Genomic DNA, 12298 nt, shown 5'->3' with positions numbered 1-12298 from the left:
GCTATGGCGGCAACCTGTGAGTGGTTAATCTGGCAGTAACTGCTTTTCTCGTTGTTCGCTGGGCAAAAACGCGAAGATGCCTCGAACATAGCTATCCAGTGTTTTCTGGCTTCCGAGTAAGTGTCCTGACAACTGGAGCGCCAAATAGTTATCAAGAAGTATGCGGCCACAGGCTGCAGGCTTTCCTGCAGCAAGTAATGTGTCTGCAAAGCCTGATTCCAGGCGACCAAGAGCATCTTTAAGCAGGGGAGATAAAGTTTCTTTCTGTCCCTCCATCATGGCCAGTACCAACAAACACCCGCAGCGGTATTCCTTAATATATTCCCGACGATAACTGGTGGTGAAAAACAGCCTCAGACTTTCCAGGGGCGGATGATGGGTCAAGTAGTGAGCGAGGCGGGAAAGAAGGTGATTTTCTATGTAATGAATCAGCACTTCCCGGAACAATTCTTCCTTACTGCGAAAATGGTGGTAAAGGCTTCCCGGATTCAGGCTGGTGGCTTCCTCCAGTTGTCGGAGGGATGTACCCTCATAGCCATTTCGCCAGAATGGATCCATGGCTCGTTCCAGAATCTCTTTTCGCTCAAAACCTGCTGGGCGTGTCATATCAGAACCTTCCTTGATTCTACATATTTCAATAACCGGGAGCTTGCGTCGATAACCTGATGATCAGAGCAGTGCCACACGACTTCGGAGAGCGGGCATGTATCAGTGCCAACAGATTCTCAATGGGCCGACCCTGGCCATGATTGAATTTATCCGCAACAACAATATTGATATCCAGATTGGTATTAATATTCTGGTATTGATATCCGGCGATTAGAAACCCTGGATAACCATATTCGTATCAGGCATGAGGCGGTTAGTCCAGAGTTTATTATTGAAGCAAAGAGTGTCAGGAGAGCTTTGAAAGAGTGGTTTGAGAGCCATCCTGACTAGTTTTAAGGTTCTAGTTTCGTGTTGTGACAACCGCATCAAGTTGAACATTCACATTCGATGTGCCGCCTGCATTATAGGTCTGGTTATTAATAGTAACGGTTGATGTGTTGCTCACAGTGGCATTCGCGGTTGGAAGGTTTGTATCAAAACCTATGCCGGTGTTCTCCAGCTCTTCAATAGTGATAGCTCCATCACTTTGCGTAAGTTCAGACTCTTGCTGGCTCAGTGCTTCACCGGCAGCAGTAGCCTGCAAAGCTCCCGGGACCTGAGCTTCTGCAAGTTCATCCTGCTCAAGAGCCTGCAGCGGGAAAGATTTGGAGGTCGTTCGGCCATAACGAACTGGAGCCTCAGGATCTGGCTCACGGTAATCTGGTGGATACTGGTGGAAGTTGTCGCCTATATCATAGAGAGGAACATCTGGGTTATCTTCCTCTGCCACGACAACAGGTGCCGAAAGACTGACAGCCAGTGAAAATAAGAGAATGTGGAGTTTGTCCATTATTATTTCAATTCTTATTATTGTTTTCTGACAGCTCGGGAACCCTTCACCAGGCCACTGATTTATACAGAGATGATCAGTTTGCCAGTATTTGAACTTTCACACCAGACACTCTACAGGTTACAGTTTCTGTGCAATTGGCTTTGAGTCACAGAACTGTGAACGGATTGGTCAACCAATCCGTATCGGAGACTGGTATTATCTGAGCCTGATAATAAAACCGCTCCTGACGGGAGAATAATAAGAATGATCAGGAAATTTGTTGTATTCAGCCTGTTACTTGCCGGACTCTCTGGCTGTACGTCAATGGATTATGATCGTTCCTTCGGTGCGTTCCTTAAACCTGTTGATGGCCCCAAATTTAAGCCTGTACCACAATCCCCGGAAAACAGATCTTATTTGATCGTTTATCGCCCCTACAGTGAATGGGCAGAGGAAGAGCTGGAAGCGCCTTCCGTGTACATAAATGGTGAAGCAGCCGTTAATGTCCGAAGTAATGGCTATGCCTTATTCAGTATGGAACCCGGGCAATATCAAGTTGTTGTTAAGCGACCAGCTTTTGGCCAGGATCTGTTTTTTATGGAAGATACCTTCTTGGAAAATCAGCCGGTAAATTTTAACCGCATAGGCGGTTTTGTTCTTGATGCCAAAGGCGGAGAGACTTACTACCTGCGTTACTCAGAGCTTACATCCCCTCCTTATGATCCAAACGCTGGTGAAAGCCTGTTGGGTGATGGCCCTATGCAGTTTATATCCTGGAAATCGGCAAAAAATGAATTAATGCAGTCCCGCCGTTTGCAGCCACTGAAACTAGTTTCAGCTCCCGACATTGATGTTGCTCAGGAGCAGTTGGATAAAACCGCTGAAACCAGTAGCTGGTGGTGGTTCTGATACGCTGAGAAGACAACTGTTTTGGTATAGCAAGGATGCGACCAAGCATTGAGGCTTCTGACTTTCCTGTTCATCCCGCCTCATGGATGGAAGAAGGCTATTCTGATTCTCCCGATATCATGCTTAGTAGTGTGCGCATGAGATTGGTTCCCATGGTTCTGGTATCTACTCAGTAAAAGGCATTGAAGAAAAAACATCCCCGTACAACTTCGAAAACAATAAGGGGGCCGCTGAAGTAAGAGTGTCGCGATAAGTTCTTCTAATGGTTCTGAAAGCCGCTAGGCGTTAGAAAAGCTTCTTAAGTTGGCTGATTTACAGTGGCTTCATGTCATCAAAGTTCACCGTTCTGAAAATCATGACACGGCATCTATTTAAATGAGCCTAGTATCAACTGTAAGTTGGGAACTGGAGAGGGATGTTTGTAAATTCCACGGAATCTTCTGAAATGCAATAAGGCCGGGTTGCCCCGGCCTGAGAGTTTTACTCAAACTTGCTGAAGTCCGGCTGGCGCTTCTGCATAAAGGCCGTGAAAGCTTCTTTGGCCTCGCCTGAGGACAAGCGCTCTCCAAAAGCAGCCATCTCAACTTTAATCTGCTTAATTATCTGTGCTCGGTTTTCGGAATGCATCAATTTCTTACCGAGGCGAACTGAGGCAGGTGGCAGAGCCGCGACCTGTTCAGCACGTTTCAGTGCCAGTTCCAGGTAATCTTCACTGACCTCGTTCACCAAACCATAAGCCAGAGCCTGCTCGGCATTAATGGTTTCCCCAAGAATCAGCATTTCAAACGCTCTTTGATGGCCAACAACCTGAGGAAGGATAAGGCTGGAACCATACTCCGGGCACAGGCCGAGGCGGGTAAAAGGTGTTTGGAGTCTGGCTTCCGGGCCAGCATAGGCCAGATCACAGTGAAGCAACAGGGTTGTACCAATACCAACAGCCACTCCGTTCAACGCAGCAATAACAGGCTTTGGGCATTCAAGAAGAGCAAGCATAAAGCGAAGAACCGGAGAATCCTCTCCTGTGGGGGGCTTTTCCAGAAAGTCTCCCAGATCGTTGCCAGCAGTAAAGCAATCCTGCGTGCCGGTCAGGACTATGGCACGAATAGAGCTATCTGATGCGGCTTGCTCTATAGGCTCAGCCAGGCTGGTGTACATAGCGTGACTCAGGGCATTCTTTCGCGCCGGGCGGCTGATGGAGAGAAGAAGAATATTTCCCCGGCGCTCGGTTTTTATCAGGTCGGTCATAGGTAGCCTTTGTTTCTTATTTGGCGCGGCGCCAGTATCGCACCATGTGGACTAAACTTCCCGCTAAAATACAGATATGGCTAAAAATGAGAATGATCAGGACATCGCAGAAACCGTTCTTGCTTTACTGTTTACCAGCCAGTTTTCTGACATTGATACTGTCAGGCTTCTCTATGTCTGGTGAGCGGGTTGTAGCAACCAGTGGAGCGCTGGTTGAATATATCAACAAGCCTGACACTCATTTTCAGTGGCGTGTTCTGGGTTCCCGGCAGATTGATGGCTTAAATATTGTTGATCTCACCATGACTTCACAAAGCTGGAGTCCTGATTCCCTGAAAAGTAATCACCCTCATTGGCAACACCGTATTACTGTTTATATTCCCGTTGATGTGAAACGCCAGCCTGCGGTGCTGCATGTGAACGGTGGCGTTCATTATGGGCGGGATAATAATACTACTGCCGATATTTCTGATGAATTGCGTTTTGAAGATCTAGCGACATTAACGGGTTCGGTTGTTATTAATCTGCGTGATGTGCCGCAGCAATATTTGTCATTGAATAATGAAGCTCCTCGAAAAGAAGATGACCTTGTTGCCCGGAGCTGGGTTGCCAGTTTGAATGATCCGGAGTGCAGTGACTGCCCCATTCAGTTTCCAATGGTTAAATCTGTTGTTAAAGCTATGAATGCTGTGCAGGAACTTTTAAATGAGCGGTTAGGAAGTCGTGCACCAGAGAGCTTTATCCTGACTGGCGCGTCGAAAAGAGGCTGGGCAGCATGGCTGACATCTGCGGTTGACCGGCGGGTTCAGGCTGTTATCCCCATGGTGATTGATGTTCTGAATGTTCAGGAATGTCTGGATCATCTTCACCGGGTTTATAAAGGTTGGATTCCACCTCTGCAACCTTACCTTTCAGAAAATCAAAATGTTCTGACAAGACTGCATACGTCGGAAATGAATCAGCTGATGAGCAAGGTTGATCCCTGGTTTTATCGTGATTATTTAACTTTGCCGAAATATGTTGTCACCGCCTCAGGTGATGACTTCTTTCCACCGGATAGCAGCAGGGTTTACTGGTCAGGACTTATGGGCCCAAAGTGGATGAGAGCTTATCCAAACGCCAGACATTATATTTCCCGGGAAAATATCCAGCGGGTGACAGATACCATTGTAAGCTATGTGAATTATCTGGTTTCCGGGCAGCAGCCACCAGCCATTCTGAGTCAGAATACAGTAGGGCGGCAGGTTTCAGTAACCGTGAGTGGCAAGCCGGATGAAGTAAAACTTTGGCAGGTTATTAATCCAGAAGTCCGTGATTTTCGGATGACGACATTAAAGCCTGCTGGTTTGGCGTATCAGGCTGTACCAATAAAGGTTGAGTGCGGAAGCTCAGAGCGAACTTGTGTTGTTCTGGCTCGGGTTGAAGCCCCGGTTAAGGGCTGGAAATCCTGGTTTCTGGAGTTTACTTATAAACAACCATCACAGCCGGATTTCATAATCACAACACCGGTGACAGTGATTCCAGACACTTATTCTGAATAAACAGAATGCTCAGGGAGATAGAGCACTTCCTGTTCGGTAAGCCAGAGGGAGAATATTCTGTGCTGGTACCTCCTGCTCACCGAGCCAGGAGGTTAACCTGAGCACAGGTTTGGCTTTACCAAGAAGTATCCAGCGAGCATTTCGATTGGCCGGTGTATTCATCAAGGCCTCTGCCGTTACTTCCAGATTGCTGCTTTTCACTTTTAACACTGAATCATCGGGAAGTTTATGGGAATGATCTTCAGTATCACCTTTGACCATGACCTGAACCGGCGCTTTGTGCTGATGCCACTGGGCATCTTCAGCAATAGCCAAAGCTGCACTGATACCCACCTCAGCGCCAAAAACTATTAACGGCTGGTTATTGTCTGGTTGGTAGCAGCACTCTCCGCCTAACTCTTTAACCCAGATTGTTTGTCCCGGTTTAGCCTCATCGAATAACCATGAGGACAAACCACCACCAACTTTGCGGGTGACATGAATCCGTAGATCAGCTTCGGCCCATGGGCGGGAAATCAGTGTGTAACGGCTTCCGTAATCATGCTTCTCCAGAGATAAAGAGAGAAACTGGCCGGGATGATAATTAATGGGAAGCCGGGGGGAGAATGTTAATTCCAGCAAGGTCGGGTTAATCAGCCGGGTATCAGTAATAATGGCCTGTAAAGGTTGCAGAGCGCGGCGCAGCGGCTGCAATGTTAAAGCTGTTTCAGGAATACACTGGCAGGCGAGAAGGAGATTGTCGGAACGCTGCTCCTCAGTCAGCCCACGTTGAGCGGCCAGAGGAATTTCGCCAGAGGTAGCCTGCACAAGGCAGGAATGACAAAGCCCAGCCCGGCAAGACCAGGGAATCTGTATATGGTTTTTTAGAAGTGTATCCAGCGCAGTTTCACCGGGAGAACAAGAGAGTGTCTGTTCTCCGAATTGAATCTCAGCCATGGATGCAACCTTTTTAGAATAAGGCGTCGGCTTTAGTGTATTCAGCTGAAAGAGATTCGTAAACAGCTCCTATGTGAGCTACTAGTATCAAAGCTCGTTGAGAGCCTCCCGAATATCTCTTACGGCCTTGCCATCAACCCACTTGACCCATGTGGATTGGTAGTTTTTCAGGAAATGCTCCATGGCTGCTACGCCATCCGCTTGATTTGCTTCCATCCAGGCGAGAATTTCGTTCATCTGACTATCTGACCACCCTCTGCGAGAAAGGTACTGAGATGCTTTTGGGGCGCGTTTAGCGAACTCTTCGGTGATTATTGTTTGTACCAGAGGAGTAGGGAACATCGTCACTTTTGGATTTTTACAATCAGGCTTCAAGGTACATTGCTTGAATTCTGCGTGATCAACACCGGTTTCAAAGTCCACCATTACCATTTTGTATCGTCCAAGTATTGCAGTGGGCGACCAGTAATAACCAAACCAGGGAGCTTTGTTTTCGTAGGCTTCCTGAAGAGCAATATCAAGGTCTGTTCCTGTTGGTGGGGTTACAAATTGGAAATTCACGCTTTGCAGATTTAATGCCTTGAATAAATTCAAAGAAGATATGTTGCAATTCCACCCCTCAGGGCAGCCATAAAAGGAAGCCTTTTTAGTGTTATCTTTTGGCATGAACAGATGAGCATTGGCCAAAACACCTTTTATTGTGGTCAGTTCGGGATTGGCTTCCACCATATAACTTGGAACCCAGAAACCTTCAATGGCGCCATCAGCAAAGGGGGTGCCAGCGTAGCGGATCTTTTTGGCTTCGACTTCTTTGTCCAGATCTTCTTTCATGGCGTAACTCCAGAATTCTGGAGTCACTTCAGGTTTCCCACTGTTGACTAGAGAAGCGCCGGTCGTTTGTGTATTGGCTGGTACAAGAGAGGCTTCGCAACCATAGGCATTCTCGAGAATAAACTGATCAACGTGGGCAATAAACGTGGCTGACTCCCAGTTCATGTCCGCAATATCAACGGCTCCACACTCTGCCTGAGCTGTACCATAAAAGGAGATGCTGGTAAAAAAGGAGAATAAACCCGTTCTAAAGAGTTTTGTTAAGCTGTTCATAAAGCTTCCATGCCTCCAGCATAATTTTCCAAGCGTAAGCGTAGAGCCTCTGCCGTTGAATCCAGTATAAGCCAACCTGTTGAAATCATTGCCCTGAAAACCAGGGTTTAAACCAGACTTCTATCCGGATGTTTTTTCTATTATCTGATGCTTTCACACCAGAGGATAAAAGGCGTTCATCACCCAACCCCCGAATAATAATCTTACTTTTTCGTACCCCAGCCTCAATGAGTGCCTCACTGACCTTACGGGCTTTTTCTGCTGAAAATCGTTTATCATTTTTTCCCTCAGACAGCCCATAAAAACCCAGCAGTAACAGGTTGCCTCTGTTTTCTTCCATAAATCGTGCAAGGCGGAGGACGCTTTGATGCCCGAAGTTATCAATTGAGGTGCCTCCCATAGAGAAGCGAATGTTAATACTCAGTCTTTGATAACCCCTTATGGCTCTTGCATAACGCCCGGAAGCATAAGTATCCCTGCCATCCAGAATTTGTACGTTGACGGGAATAAAGCCACTCTGCTCAACAACCTGTTGCGCAGAATCAGTTTTTACGAATTCGAGGAAGTCTTTAGCGTCAGGGTTTTCTATTCCTTCAGGCATATAAAAGTACAACCTTCGGGAGAGGGGGTAATCTTCTGTCGATATATTCACGCTATCAGGGTAAATAGCCGCTCCACCGGCCATGGCCACGGAAATGGCTTTACTCTCTTCAATTGTGCTGTAACTGCAGAACCCAATAGCATTTTTGTTAGAACTGACTTCTTCGGAAAGAGCTTCGTTGGAGATATAAGACATGTGTCGATTGTAGATTTGAACGCCCTTTCCTAAAACCAGGTTGTCAAAGGTGTCACGGGTGCCTGATGATTCATCCCGTGCCAGTATCCGAATTGGCCCGTTTCCTTTGCCTATCCGTGACCAGTTGCCATATTGACCTTTAAAGATTCTGGCAATCTCATTGATAGTCAGGCTGTTTACAGGGTTGTTTGGGTTCACAATGATGACAACAGCATCAAGTGCGACAACTATTTCGGAGGTTTGCGCGGTTATATCGCCCAAGCTGGAGAGTAACTTTATCTCTTTTGGTTTCACGGCTCTTGAGGATGCGACTATGTCGGCATCCCCCCTATCCATGGCTTTAAAACCAGTATTGGAACCTTTAGAGACAATTCTTACAGCAAACTGTTTGTCTTCATTATCTTTGCACTTCAAAGCCAGATCGTAGCTCCCAAGCTGCTCAGTGGTCACACTGTTGCAGCCACGTTTCGCTAAATAAGCTTTAACCAGAGCCGGGCCCAGCTCGGCACCGATGGTATTTGAACCATGAATTTGGAATAGATAGGAAGGTGTGCCTGTGCTGAGGGATTCTGCAGAAGCCCAAGGATTCAATAATGCTATTGCCAAGCCTAAAGCCAGTTTCTTCATAGCTGCATCCGTGCTTTTTCAGCCCAACCGAGTAACTATAGACGATTATTCACCCTGTCAAAGACGGGGTGTTTTGTGTCTACATCGGCGCTTTAATGGTTTTTTCAAATCGTCTGGCAGACAGCGAAAATCCCGGTGATATAATGGCCGCGCCAGAATGCTGTGAAAGCATGCCACCAACTCGAATTATGAAAAATGTGGCTGTGTCTAAGCAGTACCAGTCATCGCCTGAAAATAGTGCAAAGTATTGCCTGATAGTGGGGTTGCCAGCATGACCGTTATTCGTGAAGACGACGTCGTCCAGAGTGTTGCGAACGCTCTGCAGTTTATTTCTTATTATCATCCCGTTGATTTTATTCAGAGTATCCATGACGCCTGGAAGCGGGAGCAATCTCCGGCATCCAAGGATGCCATGGCTCAGATTCTGATCAATTCCCGAATGTGTGCCATGGGGAAGCGTCCTCTTTGTCAGGACACTGGAATTGTGACCATCTTTGTAAAAGTGGGTATGAATGTTCGCTTTGAAACAGAGAAAGGTCTGGAAGATCTGATCAACGAAGGTGTTCGTCAGGCTTATACCCATCCGGATAATGTTCTGCGGGCTTCTATTCTGGCTGACCCGGCGGGTAAGCGTCAGAACACCAAAGACAACACTCCAGCGGTTATTCACGTTCAGCTGGTACCCGGCGATACTGTGGACTTCCAGGTTGCTGCTAAGGGCGGGGGTTCTGAAAACAAATCCAAGATGGTGATGCTGAATCCTTCCGACAGCATTGTGGACTGGGTTGTAAAAACCGTTCCAACCATGGGCGCTGGCTGGTGTCCTCCCGGCATGCTGGGTATTGGTATTGGTGGTACTGCTGAAAAAGCTGCCGTAATGGCCAAAGAATCCCTGATGGATCCTATTGATATTCACGAGCTGCAGGAGCGTGGGCCACAGAATCGTGCTGAAGAACTACGACTGGAAATCTTTGATGCGGTGAACAAACTGGGTATTGGTGCTCAGGGTCTGGGCGGTATGACTACAGTTCTGGATATCAAAATTAAAGATTACCCAACTCACGCAGCATCTTTGCCGGTTGCTATGATTCCTAACTGTGCAGCAACCCGCCATGCCCACTTTGTACTGGATGGCAGTGGCACTGCCGAGCTGACGCCTCCAAGTCTTGATGAATATCCTGATATCAGCTGGGAAGTCGGTGAAAACGTTCACCGTGTGAATCTCGACACCATTACTAAAGAAGATATGGAAGCCTGGCAGCCGGGCGATACTGTTCTTCTCAGCGGTAAGATGCTTACTGGTCGTGATGCCGCCCATAAGAAGATGGTCGATATGATGGCGAAAGGTGAGAAATTGCCGGTTGATCTGACCAACCGCTTTATCTACTACGTTGGCCCGGTTGACCCTGTGCGAGATGAAGTTGTTGGCCCTGCTGGTCCTACAACTTCTACCCGTATGGACAAGTTCACCCGCACCATGCTGGAAGAAACCGGCCTGATTGGCATGATCGGTAAAGCTGAGCGTGGCCCTGTTGCCATCGAAGCGATCAAAGACAACAAGGCTTCTTATCTGATGGCTGTTGGTGGAGCCGCTTATCTAGTGGCTCAGGCAGTTAAGAAGGCAGAAGTTGTGGCCTTCCCTGAACTGGGAATGGAGGCTATCTACGAGTTTGATGTTGAAGATATGCCCGTTACAGTGGCTGTGGATACCCGTGGCAGTTCTGTTCACCAGACTGGCCCGGAAGAGTGGAAAGCCAAAATTGCTGAATTTGACCCAGTGACAATGCTCGAAAGTTAAAATCGACCATTAATACAAAAACGCCGTGACTCTTTTCAGAACCGCGGCGTTTTTATTGGGTTAAAAAGATTAAGAATGAGACGGTGTTATCACTGTATCGCTATCTACATAACGGATAGCCGTTCTTTTTACCGTCTGTTCTCTTTGGTTGTTTGCATACGAGGATAGAGGAAAGATTGTCTCCAGCCCTTTAGATATTGTTTCCTGAGTGTTTAAAGCCAACTCTTTCGCTTTCAAGTCTCTGGCTTTTACCGGAGGGTGATATTGCAGATGAACATGAATCTGCTTTTCCCCGAGAATGCGCCAGATATGAGGCACAAGACTGTCATTTCCAATAAAAGGCGCTTTTGAGTGAGAAAGGCCAGCTTCGCAGTAAGCCAGGGTGATTGGCTGAATAACCACATCACTGGTTATTGCACTTTCAAACAAGCGACTATGAAAAGGTAAAACTTTGCTGCCGTCAGAGGTTGTTCCTTCCGGAAAAAACAGAATGCTGTTTCCCTGACTCAGGTAGTTAGACAATTGTCGGGTAATGCTCCAACTGTCTCCTGAACCTCTGCGAATAAACAAAGTCCCCGTTACAGCTGCCAGCCAGCCAATGATGGGCCATTTCCGGATTTCTGACTTAGCCAGAAAATGAAACGGTACGCTGGTGGCCAGAATAGGAATATCCATCCAGGAAATATGATTACAGGCCATAAGTACCGGGCCTGTCCATGGGCCACCTTTTCGGTGGATTTTTAATCCCAGAATGCGGCATAGCTGCCCCAGCCACCACTGCTTCAGAGACAAACGGACAGCGTTTGTTCTGGCAGACACCGGACGGGTTTTGTCTGCCCATATCAGCAGCTGTAACCAGCAGGCCAGAACAATTCCCAGCAGAATAACTAAAACGACTGCGAGGCTGCGAAACAGCCTGCGCATAAAGGTTATTGTTTTCTCGAGTACAGAGTCTGGCACATCAGAAGACACCGTCTGACTACTTGCGGTTGTATCTCTCAGTGCAATCGTCATGGGGCTAATCTCCTAAGTTAGGATTTCCAGTTTTCAAGATGAAAGCGGCGGGCGTAGCGGGGGCAAAGTTCGTGCATATCCAGCAGGATAAAAACATCCGCACAGCCGAACTCTTGATCCCAGCAGGGCTCGCCACACACTCTGGCACCCAGGCGCAGATAGGTTTTTAAAAGCGCTGGTGGGCGTGCCACTACATTTTCGGGAAGCGTGAGCTGTGGAACCGGCACTTTGGGAATCGCTTTGATACGGGTGTTATTAAGGTATTTTTCCCGAATATCTTTCATGATGGCTTCGGTTTGAATACCACCATCATCCATGCTGATGCTGGCGCAGCCGATCAGGAAGCGGTACTTGTTTTCTGCAAGAAAGCGGGCGAGGGTTTGCCAGAGGGTGAAGATTGCAGCACCGTCCCGGTATTGCTCTTTTATGCAAGTGCGCCCGAGTTCAAGAATCTTGCCGGGAAGCTCTGTCATACCGGGCAGGAAGAATTCGCCCTGGCTGTAGAAGTGACCAATTAGTCCGGCTTCTTCATCCCCAAGCAAACGGGTTGTTGCAACGGCTTCTTCAGTCTTGGCATCCCGAACAATCAGGTGTTTACAGTGCGCGTCAAACAGATCAGTGTCTAAACACTGGGTGGACTGAGAATCAAAATCTCCGTTAAACGTGTTGGTAAACACTTCGAAGCGCAGGCGGAAAACGTCTTCCATATCCTGTGTGCTGGTTGCGAAACCGGCGATAAGGCCAGATTCCGGTGAGGCCACTGAGCGCTTTGCTGATTCCATACAATTTACCTGATGATGAAGTTTCAGGGACAGGCTATGAATCTGCGATGACGGCTGTATGACGGAGATGTTACGGATATGTGACCTGACCTTGTTCCGGTGAGTATTGTGGTTCTTACTCATTCT

Annotated in this window: 11 protein-coding genes; 3 read left to right on the top strand and 8 right to left on the bottom strand. The window is 47.6% G+C overall.

The genetic code is table 11. From position 1 onward, the window contains the following. Nucleotides 1-24 precede the first annotated feature (24 nt). Both QMA35_RS03030 and QMA35_RS03025 read right to left on the bottom strand, forming a co-directional pair. Nucleotides 25-606: a TetR/AcrR family transcriptional regulator gene (locus QMA35_RS03030; RefSeq protein WP_281645656.1), complete on the bottom strand. Its 582-nt coding sequence runs from the start codon at nucleotides 604-606 to the stop codon at nucleotides 25-27. A 343-nt stretch (nucleotides 607-949) separates the two neighbouring features. Then, complete coding sequence (locus QMA35_RS03025) at nucleotides 950-1438, bottom strand: hypothetical protein (RefSeq protein ID WP_281645655.1); 489 nt, start codon at nucleotides 1436-1438, stop codon at nucleotides 950-952. Between the two features lie 246 nt (nucleotides 1439-1684). Here QMA35_RS03025 and QMA35_RS03020 point away from each other — a divergent pair, with 246 nt between their 5' ends. Further along, nucleotides 1685-2329, top strand: a complete 645-nt coding sequence (locus QMA35_RS03020) for a DUF2846 domain-containing protein (RefSeq protein ID WP_281645654.1) — start codon at nucleotides 1685-1687, stop codon at nucleotides 2327-2329. A gap of 480 nt (nucleotides 2330-2809) precedes the next feature. On the opposite strand, the gene QMA35_RS03015 is transcribed toward QMA35_RS03020, so the two are convergent. Then, a complete protein-coding gene (locus QMA35_RS03015; RefSeq protein ID WP_281645653.1) occupies nucleotides 2810-3574 on the bottom strand; it encodes an enoyl-CoA hydratase in 765 nt (254 codons plus the stop codon). A gap of 173 nt (nucleotides 3575-3747) precedes the next feature. On the opposite strand from QMA35_RS03015, the gene QMA35_RS03010 reads away from it, so the two are divergent. Further along, a complete protein-coding gene (locus tag QMA35_RS03010; protein WP_281645652.1) occupies nucleotides 3748-5115 on the top strand; it encodes a PhoPQ-activated protein PqaA family protein in 1368 nt (455 codons plus the stop codon). A 9-nt stretch (nucleotides 5116-5124) separates the two neighbouring features. Here QMA35_RS03010 and QMA35_RS03005 read toward each other — a convergent pair whose 3' ends face one another. The 3 genes from QMA35_RS03005 to QMA35_RS02995 all read right to left on the bottom strand — a co-directional run bounded on the left by QMA35_RS03005 (nucleotide 5125) and on the right by QMA35_RS02995 (nucleotide 8578). Further along, the gene (locus tag QMA35_RS03005; protein ID WP_281645651.1) at nucleotides 5125-6051 is read right to left on the bottom strand and encodes a 2Fe-2S iron-sulfur cluster binding domain-containing protein; all 927 of its coding nucleotides are present in this window, start codon (nucleotides 6049-6051) and stop codon (nucleotides 5125-5127) included. Nucleotides 6052-6138: 87 nt separating this feature from the next. After that, on the bottom strand, nucleotides 6139-7155 hold the full coding sequence (locus QMA35_RS03000; protein WP_281645650.1) for a glycine betaine ABC transporter substrate-binding protein: 1017 nt from the start codon (nucleotides 7153-7155) through the stop codon (nucleotides 6139-6141). A gap of 85 nt (nucleotides 7156-7240) precedes the next feature. Then, nucleotides 7241-8578, bottom strand: a complete 1338-nt coding sequence (locus QMA35_RS02995; protein ID WP_281645649.1) for a substrate-binding domain-containing protein — start codon at nucleotides 8576-8578, stop codon at nucleotides 7241-7243. 271 nt (nucleotides 8579-8849) lie between these two features. On the opposite strand from QMA35_RS02995, the gene QMA35_RS02990 reads away from it, so the two are divergent. Then, the gene (locus tag QMA35_RS02990) at nucleotides 8850-10376 is read left to right on the top strand and encodes a fumarate hydratase (protein WP_281645648.1); all 1527 of its coding nucleotides are present in this window, start codon (nucleotides 8850-8852) and stop codon (nucleotides 10374-10376) included. A 69-nt stretch (nucleotides 10377-10445) separates the two neighbouring features. Here QMA35_RS02990 and QMA35_RS02985 read toward each other — a convergent pair whose 3' ends face one another. After that, entirely contained in the window at nucleotides 10446-11390 is a 945-nt protein-coding gene (locus tag QMA35_RS02985; RefSeq protein ID WP_281645647.1) for a lysophospholipid acyltransferase family protein, read from the bottom strand. Nucleotides 11391-11407: 17 nt separating this feature from the next. Then, nucleotides 11408-12172: a GNAT family N-acyltransferase gene (locus QMA35_RS02980; RefSeq protein ID WP_281645646.1), complete on the bottom strand. Its 765-nt coding sequence runs from the start codon at nucleotides 12170-12172 to the stop codon at nucleotides 11408-11410. Nucleotides 12173-12298 lie beyond the last annotated feature (126 nt).

It is taken from the genome of Parendozoicomonas sp. Alg238-R29, from assembly GCF_947331445.1.
In the GTDB taxonomy this organism is placed as follows: Bacteria; Pseudomonadota; Gammaproteobacteria; order Pseudomonadales; family Endozoicomonadaceae; genus Sansalvadorimonas.
This window is presented reverse-complemented; position numbering and strand designations above follow the sequence as displayed.